The organism is Rhodocaloribacter sp. (assembly GCF_056451265.1).
Window position 1 is genome coordinate 1 of the sequence record NZ_JBWOPL010000061.1, and the last position, 20,217, is coordinate 20,217.

The window sequence follows — 20,217 nt, forward strand, 5'->3', positions numbered from 1 at the left end:
CGGTGGGCGGCGGCGGGCCGATACGCGCGCGCGGCCGACCTGCTCGGGGCGTCCCCCGACCCCGCACCCCCGGCGGCTACGCCCGCCCGCCGCGAAGGGGTTCGGCGGCAGATGACGGCATGGCGGGCCGCCTTCCTCCACCGCGCCGGCGACCTCGACGCAGCCGCCCGCGAAGCCCGCCGCGCCGCCCGCGCCTACCGCGACGTGGGCGACCTCAACGAAGCCGCCCGCCTCGACGACTTCGCCGCGAAGATGCGGTGGCTCATGACCGCCCCGGCAGCGACCCGCGCCGGAACGCCCCGGCCGTGAAACCGGGAACGGGAGGCGCGGGTATGTGGGGGAGCACGGGGCTTATTTCGCTAAAACGTTCGCGCGTTTATTCGTTGAAACGTTCGCTCGGCTACGGTCGCTGCTCCTCAATTCCAAACAGCTTCTAATGCCATTTCTCGCATGCAATGGCGCATGATTTCGCGGAGAAAAGCAGCCTGAAGGCTGCGGCTGCATGTTTTAACGATAAGCATGTAGCCGCCTGCTTTGGCTTGCGCCGAACCGGCGACCATGTCCATAAATGCTGAAGTGGTGATATAACGTCCCAATCCATCATCTCCCAACGCCCCAACGCCCTACCGATATGAGAGCAGGCCTTCGTTTCATTCTCCTGACCGCGTTGATCCTCTCGCTCGTGACCGCGTGCGCCGGGAGCAAGAAGGCCGGACGCTCGGACGAAGCGCGCACCGAGCGCACGGCGAAGGCCGCGCCCCGCCATGAGGCCGGCGCCCGCCGGGTCCACGACGCCGACGACGTGCGGACCGTGCAACTCTACCTCACCGGCGACGAGCGTCGCCTGCCCATCGTCGCCCTCCAATCGAGCCAGACCCTCACGCTTGCCTTCGACGTGCTCGAGACGCGCGGCCGGCCCCTCTCGGTCTATTTCTACCACGCCGACCGCGAGTGGCGACGCGACCTCTCCCCGGCGGAATACCTGGCGTCTTTTCAGCGTGACGACCTGCTCAACTATCAGCCCTCGCAGGCCACGGACGTCGAGTACACGCACTATACGTACCGCTTCCCGAACGGGAACATCGACTTCCTCCTCAGTGGAAACTACATCCTCCGCGTGACGGAGCAGGGGATGGAAGACGAGCCGCTTTTCGAGCGCCCCTTCTTCGTCACCGAGCAGGCGACGGGCGTCGATTTCAGCCTCGAAAACGTGCTCACGGGCAACTCTTCGTATCCCGCCGTGCAGCCCACGGCCCGTTTCACGCCGCCGCCGTCGGCTCCGAGCAATGCCTTCGACTACACCGTGTGCTTCGTGAAGAACGGCCGCTTCGACGCCGCCAAATGCTCCGACCGGCCCATCCTCGCCGGGCAGCCCGCCCTTCAGTTCTATCTCCAGCCCGACGCCGCCTTCGAGGCCGAGGTGGCCGACTATTTCGTGGACCTCGGCAGCCTCCGCGTCGGCGGCCGCATCGAGCGGACGGACCTGACGAGCCGCCCCTTCAAGGCGTTCATCGAGCCGGACTATGCCCGCTTTGCCGGAACCGGCCTCGATCCTTTGCTCAACGGGCAGATCATCGTCGACGCCGCCGTGCGCGACGTGCCGGAGCCGGCCATTCAGGCCGAATACGTGGAGACGCACTTCGCCTACGTGCCGCTCAACGAACAGCCCATGCGGGGCGAGGTGAAACTCTCGGGGAGCTTCAACGGATGGGCGGTCGACCGCGCGCCAAGCCTCGAATGGACGCCGCAGCGACGCCGGTATGAAGGCCGCGTGCTGCTCAAACAGGGGCAGTACGAATACCGGTACGTCGTCTCGGATCGCCGCGCCGTCCGCGCGCAGTCCGGCGCCGCGCCCCGCCTCGAAAACCTGTACACCGTCCTCGTGTACGTCTCCGACCTGACCTTCCACACCGACCGGCTCCTCGCCGTGAACAACGTCCTCGTGCGCTGAAAAGGACTGCGCGCCCCTGCTTTTTCCGACAAGGCCCCCCGGATCGACGCACCTGTGTATGGGAAGTCAGGTCATGAATTTCGAAAGGCGCACGCCGTCGTCCGGCGGGGGAAACGCAACGGCTTCAGGGCAAACCGTATGCCTTGTCTCCCACACATTCTTTCGTAGATTATGCCCGCGCCGACCGTTCCTCGAAGGGTTCGGACGGTGCGTCGTTGTTTCAATCCATCTCAAGCACTCGCTCGCATGACACCCGTACGCACCCTTTTCACCCTTCTGCTCGGCGTCGTCCTCCTCGCCGGGTGCCGAACTACGAAGCCCGTAACGCCGCCGCCCTCCGACGCGCAAACCGCCGCCAAAGCCAACGGCGATAAAAAGAAGAAAGACAAAACCTACCGCGACGTCATCACGGAAGAGGCCGAGACGGACGAGGGCCTCTTCGACGTGCATCGCGTCGAGGAGAAATACTATTATGAGATCCCCGACAGCCTGCTCGACCGCGAGATGCTCCTCGTCACGCGCATCGCGCGGACGGAGAACAACATCGGCTACGGCGGGATGAAGGCGAACACGCAGGTGGTGCGCTGGCAAAAACAGGGCAAAAAGATCCTCCTCCGCATCGTCAGCTTCGAGAACGTAGCCGACGAGGAGGACCCGATCTATCAGGCCGTCCGCAACTCGAACTTCGAGCCGATCATCCGGGCGTTCGACGTCGAGACGCTCAACGAGGACTCGACGGGCTCGGTCATCGACGTGACGGGGTTGTTCACCGAAGACGTGCCGGCGCTCGGCCTCCAGAAGTTTCGCCGGGATCAATACAAGGTGCGCCGTCTGGACAAGAGCCGCACGTACATCGCGTGGGCGAAGAGTTATCCCCGGAACATCGAGGTGCGGCACGTGCTCACGTACGACGCCTCGGCTCCCCCCACGGAGGCCTCCACGGGCGCGATCTCACTCGAAATGAACCAGTCGATGATCCTGTTGCCGGAAACGCCGATGAAGCCCCGCCGCTGCGACGAGCGCGTCGGCTTCTTCAGCGTGACGATGACCGACTATGCGAGCGACAGCCAGAAGGCCGAAGAGCGGTGCTACATCACGCGCTGGCGCCTGGAGCCGAGCGACCCCGAGGCGTGGGCGCGCGGCGAACTCGTCGAGCCGGTCAAGCCCATCGTCTATTATCTCGACCCGGCCACGCCGATGAAGTGGCGGCCGTACCTCAAACAGGGCGTCGAGGACTGGAACGCGGCTTTTGCCGAGGCGGGTTTCAAGAACGCCATCATCGCCAAAGACCCCCCGACCCCCGAGGAGGACCCGGAGTTCAGCCCCGAAGACGTGCGCTATTCGGTGATCCGGTACTTCTCCTCCCCCGTGCAGAACGCCTTCGGTCCGCACGTCCACGATCCGCGTTCGGGCGAGATCCTCGAAAGCGACATCGGGTGGTATCACAACGTGATGAACCTGCTCAGGAACTGGTACTTCGTGCAGACGGCGGCCGTGAACCCGGAGGCGCGCGGGGTCGAGTTCGAGGATGAGGTGATGGGCCGGCTCATCCGTTTCGTCGCCGCGCACGAGGTGGGGCACACCATCGGACTGCCGCACAACTGGGGATCGAGCGTCGCCTACCCGGTCGATTCGCTCCGCTCGCCGACCTTTACCGCCACGCACGGCACGGCGCCCTCGATCATGGACTACGCCCGCTTCAACTATATCGCCCAGCCCGGCGACGGCGTGACGAACTTCATGCCGCGCCTCGGCGAGTACGACAAGTGGGCCGTCCGCTGGGGCTACCGGCCCATCCCCGAAGCCGCCGACGCCGAGGCCGAACGCCCGATCCTCAACGAGTGGGTGCTCGCCCACGCCGACGACCCCCGCTATTTCTACGGACGACAGACCGGCGCCCGCATCGACCCGCGCGCGCAGAACGAGGACCTCGGCGACGACCCCGTGAAGGCGAGCGAGTACGGGCTGGCCAACCTCCGGCGCATCGTGCCGAACCTGATCGCGTGGACGGAGGAGAACGGGAAGAACTACGACGATCTGAACGAGCTCTACGGCCAGGTGGTCGGGCAGTGGAACCGGTACATGGGCCACGTGGCGCGCAACATCGGGGGCGTCTACGAGACGTACAAGACGTATGAGCAGGAGGGCGTGGTGTACGAACCGGTCCCGGAAGAGCGGCAGCGCGCGGCGATGGCCTTCCTCCAGCAGGAGGCGTTCCTGACGCCGTCGTGGATGCTCGACGAAGACATCCTCCGCCGCATCGAACACGCCGGCGCGCTCGAGCGCGTGCGGCGTCTGCAGGTGGGCCTCGTCAACATGATCCTCGACCCGCAGCGCATGGCGCGCCTGATCGAAGCCGAGGCCATGATGGGCGACGACACGTATACGAGCGCCGAGATGCTGGGCGAACTGCGCGAAGGACTGTGGCGGGAACTCGGGCGCGGCGGCATCGACCCGTACCGGCGCAACCTCCAGCGGGGCTACCTCGAACGGCTCGAGTACCTTATGACGCAGGAGATCACGCCTCCGCCGCCGGCCTTCCGGGCGTTCTTCGGCTTCACCCCCGTGGACGTGAGCCAGTCCGACATCCGGGCGCTCGTGCGCGGTGAGCTTCAGACGCTCCGCCGCGACGTCACCCGCGCCCTCCGCCGCACACAGGACCACATGACCCGCCTCCACCTCGAAGACGTGGTCGCCCGCATCGACGAGATCCTCGACGCGGACGATTGATCCCGACGCAACGTTCGAGCGAAGGCATCCGGGGTTCGGGATGCGAGGCATCACGCTTCGCACCTCGAACCCCGGTCTTTTTGGGGGATGCCACCGACCGGCGCCTTCGACCCGCGCGAGAAGCCTGTGCACGCCCTCCGCGTTCGCGTGGACGAGCACGGGCGCGGCCACCTCGTCGGGACGCGCAAGCTCTGAGGCCCGTCCCTTACGCGCGCCGAGCACTAAGCGCCCGGAGGCTCCGCAAAACGATTCGGTCGCTCTGAGATTGATGCCCCGTGACTCCCGAGAGATAAGCGGAAACGATTGCAGCCATGAAAACCTTCACTGCCGTCATTGAAAAAGACAAAGATACCGGTCTTTACGTAGGCTACGTGCCCGGCTTTCCCGGAGCGCATGCTCAGGGTGAAACGCTTGACGAACTACGCCGGAATCTGAAAGAAGTGATCGAAATGCTGCTCGAAGAGGATATGCCGCCGGTTGAAACCGAGTTTGTGGGCACGCAACGGATCATCGTGGCGTAGTCATGGGGGACACGCACGATCCTCCGCCGCGTCATTCCCGGAGCGCCGCCCACAGCCGGGCCTTCTCGAGGTGCGTTTTGCCGGTGAGGGGGCTCGGGTCCTCGAAGGCGACGCTCGCGTCGGCGGCGGGGCGCTCGAAGGTGTAGATCAGCGCGGTGCACCGGACGTCCTCCGGCCGGGCGCGCGCGCCGATGGACGGCGGCAGGGCGTTCATCCCGCCGGTGAGCCAGGCACGCCCCTCACGCACGCCGACCTCCACGTCCGCCTGCGTGAACGGATGCGGGGTGACGACGAAGACGAGGACGCGGAAGCGGCCGGGCGTGCCCCGGAAGAGCGCCTTGAAGTATTCCGTCAGCGAGAAGCGGTTCATCGCACGGACCGCCATCGACCAGCGATCCGGCGCTTTTTTGGGCGTTCCGTCCGGGTGGATCTGCTCCATTCGTGCGACGAGGGCGAAGCCGCCCGGCACGGCATAATAGCTTCGTTCGCCGTAGCCCGCCGCTTCGAGCGCGGCCTCCAGCCGGTCGGCGAGGGTCTGCAGGGTGGGAGCCGGAGCGTCGCGGGTGAGGAGGTCGAGGCCCACGGCGGTGAAGGCGGAGGCTTTCGGCGGGGGCCAGGGAAAGGCGGGGAAAGCCTCCTCGGCGGGTTCCGCTGAGGCGTCGGCGGCCTCGAAGCCGAAGTAATGCCCGGTCGATGCCGAGGCTTTGTCCCATCCTTCCCGGATGGCGTTCAACCGAAGCGGGCGTGCGGGATGCGTCGGGCGTGCGTGGGCGACGGCGAGCGTGTCCATCCCGGCGACGGCCTGGCGTTTCGAGGCGCGGAGGCGGGCCAGCACATAGCCCGAGAAGTCGTCGGCTTCGAGCTCTTCGAGGGGGCGCTCGGGAGCCGTGTCGAGACTGTGGTTCAGGAGGAGGTGGCCGATCTCGTGGGCGAGCGCGCGCACGGCGGCCCATCCCGCATCGTCGTCGGCTCCGGCGGACCGGATGAAGAACTGGTTGTACAGCAGCCGCCGCTTGCCGTCGCTGACCACGGCGGAAGCGTTCGGCACGTTCGCGGCCATCACGGTGAAGTTCTGCGGCAGGCTCACGACGTTCAGGATGCGATCCACCACTTCCTCCGCCTCCCGGTCGGCGGAGAAGGAATAGACGGCATCCTCGAACGGTCGGCCGTAATAATTGCAGAAGGCGTCGAGCGTCACGCGATCCTGCGCGAGCGCCGACGAGGCGGTCAGAAGTCCGATCCAGAGACAGGCCGAGAGGGGCTTCATACGGTTGTTCGGTTGAGGTAGGGAATAAGGAACAGGCGTCCGGCCCCGGCTCAGTTCGTGTACGTCACGCGGCCCATTTGCACGAGCTGTCCCCAGGCATTCTGCCCCCATATGACGCCGTCGTGGTCCACGGCGTAGGTCAGCCCCGTCAGGCCCATGAGGTTCAGATAGGCGGCCACCGTCGGGTTGTCGGACTGGAGGACGTAGAGCCAGGCGATGCGCGGGTCGTTCGAGGGCGCCTGCCTGCCGACGTTGATCGTCGTGCCCAGATAGTTCATCATGATGTCGCCGTCGGCAGTGACGAAGGACATGCTCCCATCCTGAAACGTGCACCGGGCGACGAAAGCATTGCCGGGCGGCTCCGCCGGAAACGAACCCTCACCGACCACCTCCGGGTTCTCTCGCGTGTCGGCGCGACGTTCGCGGGGCGGCGGGTCGTCCGTACGGGCGGCGGACGAGGCCGGGTCGGCATCCCGGCTGTTCTGGTCGCGGGATTCGACCCACCCGTTGGCGATGGCGGCGAGGCGCGCGGATTTGGGCGGGTGCGTGGCGCTGCCGCCCTCGCTCGTCATGGTCTCCATGGCGGCCTGCGCCTGTTCGAGCGTCGCGCTCATCTTATAGAGGACGTACCCGGAGAAGCGGTCGGCCTGAAGCTCGGTTTCCGGGCGGCTGCCTCCGGCTTCGAGGGTGTGCCCGGAGAGGTGGTGGCCGATCTCGTGGGCGAGGATGCTGATGGCGGCCCAGTCCGTGTTCGTGGTCTGCCGCACGCGCTCCATGAACGTCTGGTTATAGAGAATCAGCCGCCGGGTGTCGCGGATGACGGCGGCGGCGTTGGGCACGTTGGCGGCCTTGATGGTGAAGTTCTGCGGCAGTCCGGTGAACTTCATGATGCGGGCGATCGCCTGCTCGGCCTCCTGGTCGGAGCCGAAGCCGTACAACGCGCCCGAGATTGTGTCTCCGTAATAACTGCAAGCCTCGCCGATCACGATGCGTTCCTGAGCGACGGCGGAAGAGGTCGTGCAGACGAGGAATGCCAGCATGGCAAGGGTCGGTTTCATAACGGAGATCCTCAATAAAAGAACGATGCGTATGCGTGCGAACGGACGGGGGCGTGCGGGAAGGAACTGCCGAAAAAAATACCGCCGCCGGAATGGATGGGTTCAATCTAAATATTTTTGTTTTAATAAGCTACGTCGGAGAAAAAGGTCTATGCGGGGCCGGAGATGAACGGTCGGAAGGCGGGGCTCCTTTGAAGCTCCTTCGTTCGGATGGGGGATGAGGGCGAGTCGGCCGGTCCATCCCTGAGGCCGTTTCACCCCGGAGACGTCGGCGGGGTCTTCGGGCGGCTCACGAAGAAAAAGCCGAGCACGCCGCCGACGAGCCCCTGCAGAGGACCGAGCCAGAGGTTCGAGAGCTCCATCAGTTCAAGCTGGGAGAGGGGCGAGAACGGGCTCAAAAGCACCGTCAGGCTGACGATGACGAGGTAGGCCGCCGAGAGGAGGAACGCCACCCGAAACGCGAAGGGATCGACGGTGGCCTTCGGGTCGCTGCGGCCCATCGCATCGGAGACCACCACGCCGGCGATGAGCGAGAGCGACGGCATGATCGTGGGCAGAAACCAGCTCCAGGCTTCCCGGGTCTGGTCGCCGTAACGCCCGAAAAAGGTCTGCAACAACAGGAGGAGGAAAAGGAGTCCGGCGGCGACGAACCAGAGCGTAGCCAGGCGCTTCTGAGCGCGCGTTTTCGTGAGCATGACGCGTTCCGGGAGGATCCGAAAAGGCGGGCGAGGGATGCGGCAGGCCCGGAGATGCGCCGGGAAAGGGCGAGGACCACTGCGCCGGGCGGAGAAGTACGGTAAACGATACTGTTTTTTCACGAAAGACGCCACATGCCCGCCGGTCTCGACAGGACGCCGCGGTGTGCGTATACTGGCGGTTCATCCGAACGAGATGCCATGCAGCCTCCCACCATAGACGCGCGCCGCAAGTGGAAGAACCTCACGTTGCTCGCTTTTGCCGAGCTTCTGACGATGGCGCTGTGGTTCTCGGCCTCGGCGGTGGTGCCGCAGCTCACGGCGGAGTGGGGCTTGAGCGGCAGCCAGCAGTCGTGGATGACGATGAGCGTGCAGATCGGCTTCGTGGTCGGGGCGCTTCTGAGCGCGGCATTGAACCTGCCCGACCGCATCCCGGCGCAGTATTTCGTGGCGGCGAGTGCGCTGGCGGGGGCCGTGTGCAACGCCGCCATCGCCCGTTTCGCCGGGGGTCCGGAGACGGCGCTCGGCCTGCGATTCCTCACCGGCATGACGCTGGCGGGCGTCTATCCGCCGGGGATGAAGCTCGTCGCCTCATGGAGCAAAGCCGACCGGGGGCTGTGGATCGGGGTGCTCGTGGGCGCGCTCACCGTCGGCTCGGCGATGCCGCATCTGCTCGGGGCGTTGTCGTGGCTCGGGCCGGAAGGCGGGCTCCCTCCGTGGCGCTCGGTGCTCTACGCCACGTCCGTGCAGGCCGTCGTCGGCGCGGCGCTGGTGGCGGGGCTCGTCAAGGTCGGGCCGTACGTGGGCCGGGCGATGCGCTTCGACTGGCGGAACGCCGCCGCCGGGCTCCGGGACCTCCCGTCTCGTCTGGCCAACTTCGGCTATTTCGGCCATATGTGGGAGCTTTATGCGATGTGGGCGTGGGCGCCGCTGATGCTTCTCATGAGCTACCGTCAGGCGGGGTGGAGTGAGCAGGCCGCGCGTCTGGCGGGCTTCGCCGTCATCGCCGTCGGGGGGGTGGGCAGCGTGCTCGCGGGCCGTCTCGCCGACCGTCTCGGGCGCACCACCGTCACCACGTGGAGCCTCGTCATCTCCGGGGCGTGCGCGCTCACCGTCGGCTTCTTCTTCGACCAACCGGCGCTGCTCACGGCCCTGTGCCTCGTGTGGGGCTTTGCCGTCGTCGCCGACAGCGCGCAGTTCAGCGCTGCCGTCAGCGAGCTGGGCGACCCGCGCTATGTGGGCACGGCGCTGACGGTGCAGACGAGCGTCGGCTTCCTCATCACCCTCGTCTCGATCCGCATCGTCCCGCCGCTGGTCGAGCTCGTCGGCTGGCGATGGGCCTTCGCGGCGCTTGCCCTCGGACCGGCCTTCGGCATCTGGAGCATGCAGCGCCTCCGCCGCCTGCCCGAAGCGGCCCGTATGGCCTCGGGCCGCCGATGAGGCGTTGAAATTGATCCTCCGTTCATGTATGTTAGGGCTGTTGTCAGGGAGGAGAGGATGGGTCCACATTGGAATTATGCCGCGATAGGGGAAGCATATCCCAGATCGAGAAAAGGGTAATCAGGCTTCCCCTCATCTCCATGTACTCATCCGGCCCCCAACGGCTTTTGTGCTCATCGTGCACGCGGGCGGCCCTTGGGATTAGCTTATCTCGTTGTCTCCATTTCTTCGTTCAGGTGCATCCTCGTCAGGTTTCGAAGGGGAGAGGTGCGGACGAGTGTGGAAGAGGCCCCGTTGTGATCGGTCAAGGATGCCCTCCACCCAGATTCGGAGAGGTGTCCCATGTATGCCAAGAAAGCACTTCTGATCGTTCCTACCTCCATGGTTCTGGTACTGGGCGTCGTAACCGTCATATGGGCGTGTTTCGGCAGTCCCGTCCCGCCCAGCTGTCCGCAGACCATCTACCTGGCCAAGTTCGTGCCGGGAGGGGTGGTGATCCCGCCCGGTGGAGCCTCCTTCACGGCGCCGGTCGGCGTCTTGCCCTTCGTCTCGTGGGACGTGCTCAACCCGAGCTCCTGTGCACAGCCGACGGCCGCCGAGGTGACGCTGGAGGCGACGTGTACGCCTGCCGGCGGTGGAGCCACTTTCGCCATTGCCCCGCAAACGAGCATCGTGGCCACCCCGACGCTTCCCGGCACGCAGCCGGTGCCGGGCGGTTCTCTGCCCTTCGTCATACCTGCCGGCGCCCCGGCCTCCACCTGCACCATCATGGGCACGTATTCGGTGACCTTTGGCGGTGGAGCGGGCGGGGGCGTGCTCGCGGGCACCGGCGACTCGGACATCTGTCTCGTCGATCCGAGCCCCGACGACGAGACGGTTCCTCGCGTCCATATCGAGCAGATCCAGCCCGATGAAGAAACACCCGGACTCATCACGTTTCACCAGGGAGATCAGGGCTACGTTTTCTTCCGTATGGAGAACAACGACCTCTCGCATACGGCCACGTTCCATATCGACAGCGAGGGGCGGCAGATCGCCGGGCTGGCCGATGGCTTCACCGACGACGAGACCGCGTACGACAGCGGCGTCTACCGCATCTCGAACGACAACGGCGACGTCTTCCCGGCGGCAATCTTCACGGAGGCGTTGCCCTTTGAGCGCATCCTCGGCGACCCGCTCTCCGACGATCCCGGCCTCGTCGAGGGCACCTTCGTCCTCGAACCCGGCGAGATCGGCGTCTTCGGCATGGCCGTCAACAGCTTCGGCGCGTGCGCCGACGGGTCGTGCAACGAGCGCACGGTCAATGCCTCGGTCGACCTCATGCCGGTGGGCGGCGGCGACACCGAGTTCGCCGACGTCTGCGGGCAGTTCGCGTACGTGGTAAACAATACCCTTCCCGCAACCTATCCCGGCCTCACGATTCTGGACGAGACCAAGGTGCACCCCGAAGTCGATGCACAGTGGGGCCCCCTCCGCGTCTTCGACCTCGACGGAAACCTTCTGGAGGAGACGCACATGGGCAATATTACGGAAGATCTGATCCTTCCCGAACTCCTGCCCGGCCCCGCCATTCAGACCACGGGCAACGTGCTGCAGGACCTCTTCCCCGAAATCGCAATCCCGGTCACGCACACCGAGGAACTCATCACCGTGACCGGGCCGCCCGGTTCGGTCCAGTTCGAGGTGTTCCTCTTCGATCAGCGCGACAACTTCGTCCAGGAACACAACACGGTCATTATCTTCGGCGTGGATCAGCTCCAGGAGCCGTGCGCCGTCCCGGCCGTGACGTATCTCGACAACGCGCCGACGGATATCACGCTCAACCTCCCCGAAGGGTGCGCCCCCGACAGTCCCGTTGAGATCCTGATGCCGGGCGGGCCCCCGCAGACGGTTCTGCTCGACGACCTGCGTTCCAATCCGCCGCCCTTCTTCAAATCGGACAACGAGACGTGCCGCACCGTGAGCCTGCCCGAAGGCAACAACCTGGATGCGCCGTTCATCATCTCCGATCCGCCGTTCGTCGTCGAGAGCTTCTTCGATTCAGAGGTCGTGCTTGTAGACCTTCAGGTAGTCGATCAGTTTGGCCTGCCGGTTTCGGACGGCACGGCGACGCTGGACGGCCCCGAAGGGGTGACGCTCGTCTCACCGAGCATCACCGACGGGGTGGTGAGTGTTGAGGTCAACCCGGGCCTGTTGACGCCGGGGCTGGCGATCGGGCAATGGCACGTGCTCATCGAGGTCCCGGGTTCGCTCAACGCCACCACGGAGAGGCCGCTGATAGTTCCTCTCCAGTTCCGACGCCTGATCGCCCCGACGACCGTGAACGTGACGACGGCAAGCAATCCCCTCATTCTGGCGGGCGATCCGTTTGAAATCGAACTTGTGCTCTCCGCTTCGGACGATCCGTTGATTGGAGCCGAGTGCCTCATCGGTATCGATCACCCGGACGACCTCACCTTCACGGTGTCGGACGGCGGCTCGTTTACGCTCGATCCCTTCGACGCGGGCTCGCCGGAAGTGGATCGGTTGCGGGACCTTTTCGGCAATGAGGAGGTGGATCCGTGCCTCGACGACTTGGAACGCTGTGCCATCCTTTTTCTGGGCGACGGAGCCGTGTTCGAGGCGCCCATCTTCGCCGACGGCTTCGAGTCGGGCAGCGTAAGCGCCTGGTCGATTACGTGCGCGGCCGACAACGCGGTGGAAACGACCCGGACGGAAACGCCTTTCGGCGTGCTCGATGCGGATAAGCGGTTGCCGGTCATCACCGAGGGAGAGCTTCGTCAGGCCATCGAGCTGTTCAATGACGACGTGGTTTTTGATGAGAAGACGATCGGACTCGTAAGTGAGCGCTTCGGCATCATAGAGTCTCTGCCGCCGGTGAGCGGGACGTATTTCTTCGACGAGTTCGAGAGTGTCCCTAAGGGCGCGGCAGCCGTGATACTCGACGGCTCGGGTTGTGCGTCGCCGTGCGACGGGCTCGTGATGGAGGGCGATGGCGGCGGCATCAACGGCATCCGCTTCGAGAACTTCCCCGACAACGGCCTCGTGCTCGCGGGAGACGGCGTCCTCGTGACGGCGAGCGAGTTCGCCGGTAACGGCCTCGCCGGGCTGCGCATCGAGGGGAGCGGCCATACGGTGGGCGGGAGCCTGGAAACGGGCAATGCCTTCACCGGCAACGGCGGTCCCGGCGTGGCCGTGGCCTCGGGCACGGGCAACCGCATCACCCACAATACCTTCGAGGGCAACGGTGGTCTCGGCATCGATCTCGGCGACGACGGCCTGACGGCGAACGACGACGGCGACGGCGACGACGGGGCGAACCTCCTCCAGAACTTCCCCGTGATCACGAGCGCACTCATCGCCAACAGTTCGGCCCTCGACGGCATACTCGACGGCGTGGCGAACACGTCCTTCCTCGTGCAATTCTTCGCCGGCGACGCCTGTGACGCCTCGGATCACGGCGAGGGCGCGCGCTTCCTCGGCGAAACCTCCATCTCGACCGATGCCACGGGCATCGCCGCGTTCTCCGTCACGGTGGACAGTACGGTGGCTCTCGGCCAGTACGTCACCGCCACGGCTACGAACGACGGGACCGGAGATACGTCGGAGTTTTCGATGTGCTTCGAGGTGGTCAGTGGGGTGGCCTCCGAAGCGGGAGAGGAGATCCCGGATACGTATGCGCTTTTCCCAAACTATCCCAACCCCTTCAACCCCGTCACGACAATCCGGTACGAGGTTCCGAAGTCGGGGCGGGTGCGGCTGGCCGTGTTCGACGTGCTGGGGCGGGAGGTGGCTCTGCTCGTCGACGCCGTGAAGGCGCCGGGCACGTACGACGTGGTGTTCGATGCGCGCGGGCTGCCGAGCGGCGCATACCTCTATCGGATGCGTGGAGAAAACTTCGTTGCCACGCGCTCGCTGACCGTGCTCAAATAGACGTCGTCATGCGGCTTCGCAATCTTTCCGTTAAAAAGAAGCGTACGTTGGCATTACATTTCCGCGTCTTCGATATTGAGCGCGCCTGACGACCCACACCGTCGATGCGGAAGCGTCGATGCGGAGGGGCGCGGGCCGTTTTCGCGGCGTATCCTCCACGCGGGCATGATTTGCGCATGAGTCGTCCGGTCACCCTTCTCTGCCTCGCAAGCTATCTCAAAGGCGAGCGTTTTCTCGAAGCCGCGAAGCGCGCGGGCGCGCACGTGATCCTCCTCACCCGGGAGAAGCTTGCCGACGCGCCGTGGCCGATGGAAAGCATCGACGAGCGCTTCCTCATGCCGGACCTCCACCGGCAGCCGGACGTCACGTACGCCGTCAGCTATCTGGCGCGCACCCGCCGGATCGACCGCATCGTCGCGCTCGACGAGTTCGACATGGAGACCGCCGCCGCGCTCCGCGAGCACCTGCGCGTGCCCGGCATGGGCGAGACGACGGGCCGTCACTTCCGCGACAAGCTCGCCATGCGCACGGCGGCCCGCGACGCCGGCATCGCCGTGCCCGACTTCGTCCACGTGCTCAACTATGACGAGATCCGCGCGTTCATGCAGCGGACGCCTGCGCCGTGGGTGCTCAAGCCCCGCGCCGAGGCGAGCGCCATGGGCATCCACAAGCTCCACGGCCCCGACGAACTGTGGCCCCTGCTCGAAAGACTCGGAGACCGGCAGTCGCACTACCTCCTGGAGCGCTTCCTCCCCGGCTCGGTGCATCACGTGGACTCGGTCGTGTGGGAGGGAGAGGTCGTGTTTGCTTCGGCGCAACAGTACGGGCAGCCGCCGCTGAACGTGTATCAGGGCGGCGGCGTTTTCGTCTCCCGCTCGATGCCGCACGACGCGCCGGAGACCGAAGCGGTGCTCGCGCACAACCGCCGCCTGCTCGAGGCCTTCGGGATGGCGCGCGGCGTCGCGCACGCCGAGTTCATCGCGCACGAAGGGCAATATTATTTCCTCGAAGTGGCGGCGCGTGTGGGCGGGGCGGGCATCGACCGGCTGATCGAGGAGGCGCGCGGGGTGAACCCGTGGGAAGAGTGGGCCCGCGTGGAGGTCGCACACGCGCGCGGCGAGCCGTATCGCCTGCCCGAGACCCGCCGCGATTATGCGGGGCTGATCGTGTGCCTTGCGCAGCAGGCGTGGCCGGACCTCTCCGTGTATGACGCCCCGGAGGTCGTCTGGCGGCTGAAGAAGAAGCACCATGCCGGCCTCGTGGTGGCGTCGCCGGACCTGGCGCGGGTGGAGGCGCTCATCGAAGCCTACGTCCCGCGTTTCGCCGCGGACTTTCTGGCATGGCAGCCCCCGCTCGAACACGCTCCCGACTGAGGCTGCGAAGCAGGTAGGCGCATCGTACCCGGTGGCCCGATGCGCCTTTCGTCGCTTGTGGTTCATGCAAGCGTGCCCGTGCGCCCGGTGAGTGACGAACGGCTTATCCTCGGGACTCGTCGAGCGGGACGATGAGCACGTTCGCCGAGATGCGATGGCGCAGGGCCGTCACGGTGCTGCCGTGGACCACATCGGCGAGGCCCCGGTGGCCGTGCGAACCGATAATGAGCAGTTCCGCTCCCGAGGATTCGACGAGCCGCTCCAGCTCTTTTACGGGGTCGCCCGCGCCCAACGCGCACGAGACCTCGAAGCCGGCCGCCCGGAGCGCGCGGGCATACTGTTCGAGCCAGGCGCGGTCGGTCATCGTCTCGCGATCGGCGGCTTCCAGCCCGGCAACGCGCGCCACGGGACTCTCGACGACGTGGAGCAGGTAGATCTTCGTCTTCCCCGGCTCGCCCATCCGGCGGGCTTCTGCGAGCAGGCGCTTTTCGCCGCCGGAAAAGTCCAGGGCCACGGCGATGGCGCGATAGGGCGTGGGGGGCGGGAGCGGTTCGGTGGGCGCGGGCCGCCGGTGCACGCCGGTGCGCCCGGGCGTGCGGGTGCGGAACCGATAGTACAGCGGGCGGAACGTGATGTAGAGCAGCAGGAGGCCAATGGCCGCCACCAGCGGGAACGTCAGCAGCTTTCGTTCCCAGGCCGCCTCGCCCGCCGCCGCGATCCATCCGCTCAACTCGCTGACGACCAGCCAGGCATTGAGCGCCACGATCAGCCCGGCAACGACCCACGCGGCTCCGGCCAGACGCCACCGGATGGCGAACGCACCCATGCGCTTCCGGTCCGCGACGAACTGGATCAGCGGGATGACGGCGAAGGGCAACTGGAGCGAGAGCACCACCTGGCTGAGCACCAGCAGTTCGCCGGTGGCTCCTTCACCGTAGATCAGGATGACCGCCACCGCCGGGATGATGGCGAGCATCCGCGTGATCAGCCGCCGGAGCCAGGGACGGATGCGGATGTTGAGGAAGCCCTCCATGACGATCTGCCCGGCCAGCGTGCCGGTGATGGTCGAGCTCTGCCCGGAGGCCAGCAGCGCCACGGCAAAGGCGATCGGCGCGATGGTCGTGCCGAGGATCGGCTCCAGCAACCGGTGGGCGTCGGCGATCTCGGCGATCTCGTAGAGCCCGTGCCGGAAGAAGACGGCCGCCGCCATCACCATGATCGCCGCGTTGATGAAAAAGGCCAGATTGAGGGAGATGGCCGAGTCAAGGGTGTTGAGGCGGATGGCCTGCCGGCGCGCCTCGGGGGTGTCGCCGATCTTACGCGTCTGCACGAGCGACGTGTGCAGGTACAGGTTGTGCGGCATCACGGTCGCGCCGAGGATGCCGATGGCGATGTAGAGGGCGGTCGCGTCGGGGAGCGTGGGGACCATGCCCCGGGCGATGCCGCCCCAGTCCGGCTGCGCCAGAAAGATTTCGACCAGGAAGGCGATGCCGATGGTGCCCACGAGCGAGAGGATGAGCGCTTCGAGCTTGCGGATGCCATAGTGCGAGAGCATCAACAAGAGCAGCACGTCGAAGCCGCTGATGAGCACGCCGTAGAGCAGCGGCAGGCCGAAGAGGAGCTCCAGCGCGATGGCCGAGCCGATGACCTCGGCCAGGTCCGTCGCCGTGATGGCGATCTCGGCGAGGACGTAGAGCGGGATGTTGACCAGCGGCGGGAACGCTTCCCGGCAGGCCTGCGCCAGGTCGCGGCGTCGGGCGATGCCCAGCCGCGCCGCCAGGCTCTGGAGGAGGATCGCCATCACGTTCGACATCAACAACACCCAGATCAGGGCGTAGTTGTACCGGCTTCCGGCCGCCAGGTCGGTGGCCCAGTTGCCCGGGTCCATGTAGCCGACGGCCACCATCAGCGCCGGACCGGCGACGGCCAGCCACCGCCGCCAGCCCGGCCCACGCGTGGGCACCTCGATCGTCTCGTACACCTCGGACAACGAGCGACGGTCCGAGTCGGGTGGAAGCTTCTTTCCCATGAGCACTTCGCATGGGCCCGCGACGGAAATCGGCCGTCACTACGGCGTCGCGGGCGGGATCGTCAGTAGCCCCGTCGTTTGTGAACGGTGCGCCAGTACAGGTCGAGGTATTGCTCCGCCGATTTTTTCCACGAGAAGTCGGAGGCCATGCCGCGTCGCTGCACCTCGCGCCAGACTTTCGTCTCGTGGAAGAGCGCGAGGGCGCGCAGGATCGTGGCGTGAAGGGCTTCCGGAGTGGCATCGTAGAACGAGAAGCCGTTGCCCTGTCCGCCGAACTCGTGGAAGTCGTGCACGGTGTCGGCCAGTCCGCCGGTGCGACGCACGATGGGGACCGTGCCGTAGGCGAGGCTGTACATCTGGTTCAGGCCGCACGGCTCGAAGTGCGAGGGCATCAGAAAAGCGTCGGCGCCCGCCTCGATCCAGTGCGCCAGCTCCTCGTGATAGCCGATGTATACGCCCACACGGCCCTGGAACGAGGCGGCGGCCCAGTTGAAAAAGTCCTCGAAACGTTGCTCGCCGCTGCCGAGCATGACGAGCTGCATCCGGTGATGCACGAGCAGTTCGCCGAGGATGGGCTGCAGCAGGTCGAAGCCCTTCTGCGGCGTCAACCGCGAGACGATGCCGAACACGGGTACGTTGCGGTGGTATTCCAGCCCGTATCGTTCGAGAAGCGCCCGCTTGTTCCGCTGCTTTTTCGGGAGCGAGGCGGCGTCGTAATGTTGCGGGATGTACGGGTCGCGGGCAGGGTTCCACACGTCCGTGTCGATGCCGTTGAGGATGCCGAAGAGGTCGCCGCCGCGCGCGCGCAGCAGCCCGTCGAGGTCGCCGCCGAAGGCCGGTGTCTGGATCTCGTGCGCATACGTCTCGCTCACGGTCGAGATGCTGTCGGTGAAAACGAGGCCGGCCTTCATGAACGAGAACGCGCCGTGGAGTTCGTACGGCCCGCCGGGGAAGAAGAGGTCGTACGACAGCCCCGCCTTCGCGACGCTCGACGGATGGAAACGCCCCTGAAAGCCGATGTTGTGGATGGTGAAGAGCGTCGCCGTGTGTGCGAAGAGGCGGTCCCAGTGATAGACTTTGTGAAGGAAAACCGGCATCAGCCCCGACTGCCAGTCGTTGCAGTGGATCAGGTCCGGCGCCCAGTGATAGCGCTGCATGACCTTGAAGACGGCATGTTGAAAGAAGATATAGCGCTCGTCCTCGTCGGGATCGCTCGTATAGATGCCGGGTCGGTGGTAATAGTGCGGGCAGTCGATGAAATAGATCTCGGCCTCGGAGCCGGGCAGCCGGCCGTACCACACGTTGAACGTATGTGTCGCCTGGCCGACGGTCACGGGGATGTCCCGCAGTTCGGCGGCGAAGGTGAGGTCGTGCTCGAGCGTGGAGATGGAGCCGTAGAGCGGCATGAAGACCTTGACCTCGCAGCCAAGCTCGGCCAGCGCTTTCGGCAGCGCGCCGCTGACGTCGGCCAGACCGCCGGTCTTCGCATACGGGACGCACTCGCTCGTCGTGAAGCAGACTTTCATGGGCAATGGGGTTGCGGATGCAATCAGGGCGGGGCCGAACGTACCCCTCTCCGGGTCGTTCAAGCAGCCGGGCCTCGACATTCAACGAACCGGAGGAAGATACATGCTTGCGTCCATAATTGAAGGCCAGGAGCTTGAATTTCGAACGCAGGCCGGCGTAGAGGCGGCCCTTCGCGCCGTCTGCGCCGCGCATCCGGACCTCGCCGCGTTCCATGATCTCGGCGTGAGCGAGGAGGGCCGTCCCCTGTACGGCGTCGTGCTCGGCCGCGGCCCGCGCACGGTCGGCCTCATCGCCGGGGCGCACGCCGACGAGCCGGCGGGGCCGGAGACGCTCCGCTCCTTCGTCCTCGAAGGTCTCCGCTGCCGCCGCGACCTCGCCGGGCTCTTCGAGCGCTTTCGCTTCGTCGTCGTGCCCCACATCAATCCCGACGGCGAAGCGCGCAACCGGGCATGGATCGAGCGGTGGCCGAGCCTCGAAGCCTATCTCCGGGACGTCGTCCGGGAGCCGCCGGGCCGCGACCTCGAGTTCGGCTTCCCGGACATGCGCGTGGAGAACCGGATCGTGGCGGACTTCCTCCGGAAGCACGCCCCCTTCGCGCTTCACATGAGCCTGCACGGCATGGGCATCGCCGAAGGTGCGATGTTGCTCATCGAACGCCACTGGGCTTTTCGCACGCAGCCGCTCCGCGACGCCTTCACCCGCGCCGTGCGCGAGGCCGGCCTCGGCCTCCACGACCACAACCGGAAAGGCGAGAAAGGCTTCTTCTGCATCGAACCCGGCTTCGCCACCACGCCCGAAGGAGAGGCCATGCGCTTCTTCTTCCGCGCCATGGGAGACGAGGCCATGGCCGACCGCTTCCACGACAGCTCGATGGAGTTCGTCCGCAGCCTCGGCGGCGATCCGCTCTGCCTCGTCACGGAACTGCCGCTGTTCGTCGTCCGCGCCCGGGAACGGTCGCCCGAACCGCCCGTGCCCGGTGTGCCTCGGACCTACCTTGCCTTCCGCGAACGCCTGCCCGAGATCCGCCGCCGCCTCACCGCCGGCAGCCCCGTCGACGACCTCCTCGCTCCCTTCGACGGCGCCCCCGTCCCGCTCCCGACGCTCGTGCGCCTGCAACTCCGCACCCTCGAACTCGGCCTCGAAGCGATTTTTGGTGAAACCTCCGCATAATGTATGTATAGTTTTTGTTAAGTTTAATATTTGGAAGCGCTTGCGGGAAGGAGAGGGGTTGGATCTTAACCGAGGGTGGCGGAATTTAGTATCCGGTGAACGCGAAGGTGTTCACGAACCTCTGAACGAAAGCAAAAAGGAAGCATCATGATAAAGAAGAAAGTCAGCCCGAAAGGTACGACGGTGCGCGTCACGTTCGAACTGCCGGGCGACGTCGCCCGGGAGCGCGCGGCGGTCGTCGGCGATTTCAACGAGTGGAACCCCGAGCAGGGAAAGATGAAGTTCGTCAAGACCCGCAAGGTCTGGAGCAAACAGGTTTCCCTGAAGCCGGGACAGACGTATCAGTTCCGCTACTTCATCGACGACGCCGACTGGCGCAACGATGAGGAGGCGGACGCCTACGTGCCGAATCAGTACTTCAGCGAAAACAGCGTGCTGGAGCTCTGACCCCGGATGGGCGCCGCGCCCTTCTTCCCGCGTCCGGATGCCTTTGCGCTCGTCTGCATCGCCTCGCCTTTCCCGA

15 protein-coding genes are annotated in these 20,217 nt (G+C 65.8%); 9 read left to right on the forward strand and 6 right to left on the reverse strand.

The window, feature by feature from the left end; all coding sequences use genetic code 11:
* Positions 1 to 309: hypothetical protein (locus AC1HIY_RS10985; RefSeq protein ID WP_479576780.1), on the forward strand; the 309-nt coding region annotated here is incomplete at its 5' end.
* 107 nt (positions 310 to 416) lie between these two features.
* On the opposite strand, the gene AC1HIY_RS10990 is transcribed toward AC1HIY_RS10985, so the two are convergent.
* Positions 417 to 566, reverse strand: a complete 150-nt coding sequence (locus tag AC1HIY_RS10990; RefSeq protein ID WP_479576781.1) for a hypothetical protein — start codon at positions 564 to 566, stop codon at positions 417 to 419.
* Between the two features lie 65 nt (positions 567 to 631).
* Here AC1HIY_RS10990 and AC1HIY_RS10995 point away from each other — a divergent pair, with 65 nt between their 5' ends.
* The 3 genes from AC1HIY_RS10995 to AC1HIY_RS11005 all read left to right on the forward strand — a co-directional run bounded on the left by AC1HIY_RS10995 (position 632) and on the right by AC1HIY_RS11005 (position 5,202).
* On the forward strand, positions 632 to 1,951 hold the full coding sequence (locus tag AC1HIY_RS10995) for a type IX secretion system plug protein (protein ID WP_479576782.1): 1,320 nt from the start codon (positions 632 to 634) through the stop codon (positions 1,949 to 1,951).
* 246 nt (positions 1,952 to 2,197) lie between these two features.
* Positions 2,198 to 4,681, forward strand: coding sequence for a zinc-dependent metalloprotease (locus tag AC1HIY_RS11000; RefSeq protein WP_479576783.1), 2,484 nt, complete (start codon positions 2,198 to 2,200; stop codon positions 4,679 to 4,681).
* Between the two features lie 311 nt (positions 4,682 to 4,992).
* Positions 4,993 to 5,202, forward strand: a complete 210-nt coding sequence (locus tag AC1HIY_RS11005; protein ID WP_479576784.1) for a type II toxin-antitoxin system HicB family antitoxin — start codon at positions 4,993 to 4,995, stop codon at positions 5,200 to 5,202.
* A 31-nt stretch (positions 5,203 to 5,233) separates the two neighbouring features.
* On the opposite strand, the gene AC1HIY_RS11010 is transcribed toward AC1HIY_RS11005, so the two are convergent.
* From AC1HIY_RS11010 to AC1HIY_RS11020, 3 genes are all read right to left on the reverse strand, one after another.
* Positions 5,234 to 6,469 carry a M48 family metalloprotease gene (locus AC1HIY_RS11010; RefSeq protein ID WP_479576785.1) on the reverse strand — a complete coding sequence of 412 codons (1,236 nt, stop codon included), beginning with the start codon at positions 6,467 to 6,469 and terminating at the stop codon, positions 5,234 to 5,236.
* A gap of 50 nt (positions 6,470 to 6,519) precedes the next feature.
* Positions 6,520 to 7,527, reverse strand: a complete 1,008-nt coding sequence (locus AC1HIY_RS11015; RefSeq protein ID WP_479576786.1) for a M48 family metalloprotease — start codon at positions 7,525 to 7,527, stop codon at positions 6,520 to 6,522.
* 254 nt (positions 7,528 to 7,781) lie between these two features.
* A complete protein-coding gene (locus tag AC1HIY_RS11020) occupies positions 7,782 to 8,222 on the reverse strand; it encodes a hypothetical protein (RefSeq protein WP_479576787.1) in 441 nt (146 codons plus the stop codon).
* Between the two features lie 201 nt (positions 8,223 to 8,423).
* Here AC1HIY_RS11020 and AC1HIY_RS11025 point away from each other — a divergent pair, with 201 nt between their 5' ends.
* The 3 genes from AC1HIY_RS11025 to AC1HIY_RS11035 all read left to right on the forward strand — a co-directional run bounded on the left by AC1HIY_RS11025 (position 8,424) and on the right by AC1HIY_RS11035 (position 14,968).
* The gene (locus AC1HIY_RS11025; protein ID WP_479576788.1) at positions 8,424 to 9,662 is read left to right on the forward strand and encodes an MFS transporter; all 1,239 of its coding nucleotides are present in this window, start codon (positions 8,424 to 8,426) and stop codon (positions 9,660 to 9,662) included.
* A 381-nt stretch (positions 9,663 to 10,043) separates the two neighbouring features.
* Positions 10,044 to 13,595 (forward strand): right-handed parallel beta-helix repeat-containing protein, encoded by a 3,552-nt coding sequence (locus AC1HIY_RS11030; RefSeq protein ID WP_479576789.1) that lies wholly within the window; start codon positions 10,044 to 10,046, stop codon positions 13,593 to 13,595.
* Between the two features lie 176 nt (positions 13,596 to 13,771).
* On the forward strand, positions 13,772 to 14,968 hold the full coding sequence (locus AC1HIY_RS11035) for an ATP-grasp domain-containing protein (RefSeq protein WP_479576790.1): 1,197 nt from the start codon (positions 13,772 to 13,774) through the stop codon (positions 14,966 to 14,968).
* A 103-nt stretch (positions 14,969 to 15,071) separates the two neighbouring features.
* Here the strand turns inward: AC1HIY_RS11035 and AC1HIY_RS11040 are convergent, their stop codons facing one another.
* The gene (locus tag AC1HIY_RS11040) at positions 15,072 to 16,997 is read right to left on the reverse strand and encodes an Nramp family divalent metal transporter (protein ID WP_479576791.1); all 1,926 of its coding nucleotides are present in this window, start codon (positions 16,995 to 16,997) and stop codon (positions 15,072 to 15,074) included.
* Positions 16,998 to 17,059: 62 nt separating this feature from the next.
* Positions 17,060 to 18,523 (reverse strand): glycogen synthase GlgA, encoded by a 1,464-nt coding sequence (gene glgA, locus AC1HIY_RS11045; RefSeq protein ID WP_479576792.1) that lies wholly within the window; start codon positions 18,521 to 18,523, stop codon positions 17,060 to 17,062.
* Between the two features lie 103 nt (positions 18,524 to 18,626).
* Between glgA and AC1HIY_RS11050 the strand changes: the two genes are divergently transcribed.
* Positions 18,627 to 19,694, forward strand: coding sequence for a M14 family zinc carboxypeptidase (locus AC1HIY_RS11050; RefSeq protein WP_479576793.1), 1,068 nt, complete (start codon positions 18,627 to 18,629; stop codon positions 19,692 to 19,694).
* Positions 19,695 to 19,841: 147 nt separating this feature from the next.
* Positions 19,842 to 20,141 carry an isoamylase early set domain-containing protein gene (locus AC1HIY_RS11055; protein ID WP_479576794.1) on the forward strand — a complete coding sequence of 100 codons (300 nt, stop codon included), beginning with the start codon at positions 19,842 to 19,844 and terminating at the stop codon, positions 20,139 to 20,141.
* The last annotated feature ends 76 nt before the right edge of the window (positions 20,142 to 20,217 follow it).

What these genes read in the sequence shown, in the direction of transcription:
- AC1HIY_RS11040 (WP_479576791.1), bottom strand. Translation starts at nt 16,997, where the DNA reads ATGGGAAAGAAGCTTCCACCCGACTCGGACCGTCGCTCGTTGTCCGAG.
- AC1HIY_RS11025 (WP_479576788.1), top strand. Translation starts at nt 8,424, where the DNA reads ATGCAGCCTCCCACCATAGACGCGCGCCGCAAGTGGAAGAACCTCACG.
- AC1HIY_RS10990 (WP_479576781.1), bottom strand. Translation starts at nt 566, where the DNA reads ATGGACATGGTCGCCGGTTCGGCGCAAGCCAAAGCAGGCGGCTACATG.
- AC1HIY_RS11055 (WP_479576794.1), top strand. Translation starts at nt 19,842, where the DNA reads ATGATAAAGAAGAAAGTCAGCCCGAAAGGTACGACGGTGCGCGTCACG.
- glgA (WP_479576792.1), bottom strand. Translation starts at nt 18,523, where the DNA reads ATGAAAGTCTGCTTCACGACGAGCGAGTGCGTCCCGTATGCGAAGACC.
- AC1HIY_RS11050 (WP_479576793.1), top strand. Translation starts at nt 18,627, where the DNA reads ATGCTTGCGTCCATAATTGAAGGCCAGGAGCTTGAATTTCGAACGCAG.
- AC1HIY_RS11030 (WP_479576789.1), top strand. Translation starts at nt 10,044, where the DNA reads ATGGTTCTGGTACTGGGCGTCGTAACCGTCATATGGGCGTGTTTCGGC.
- AC1HIY_RS10995 (WP_479576782.1), top strand. Translation starts at nt 632, where the DNA reads ATGAGAGCAGGCCTTCGTTTCATTCTCCTGACCGCGTTGATCCTCTCG.
- AC1HIY_RS11010 (WP_479576785.1), bottom strand. Translation starts at nt 6,469, where the DNA reads ATGAAGCCCCTCTCGGCCTGTCTCTGGATCGGACTTCTGACCGCCTCG.
- AC1HIY_RS11000 (WP_479576783.1), top strand. Translation starts at nt 2,198, where the DNA reads ATGACACCCGTACGCACCCTTTTCACCCTTCTGCTCGGCGTCGTCCTC.
- AC1HIY_RS11015 (WP_479576786.1), bottom strand. Translation starts at nt 7,527, where the DNA reads ATGAAACCGACCCTTGCCATGCTGGCATTCCTCGTCTGCACGACCTCT.
- AC1HIY_RS11020 (WP_479576787.1), bottom strand. Translation starts at nt 8,222, where the DNA reads ATGCTCACGAAAACGCGCGCTCAGAAGCGCCTGGCTACGCTCTGGTTC.
- AC1HIY_RS11035 (WP_479576790.1), top strand. Translation starts at nt 13,772, where the DNA reads ATGAGTCGTCCGGTCACCCTTCTCTGCCTCGCAAGCTATCTCAAAGGC.
- AC1HIY_RS11005 (WP_479576784.1), top strand. Translation starts at nt 4,993, where the DNA reads ATGAAAACCTTCACTGCCGTCATTGAAAAAGACAAAGATACCGGTCTT.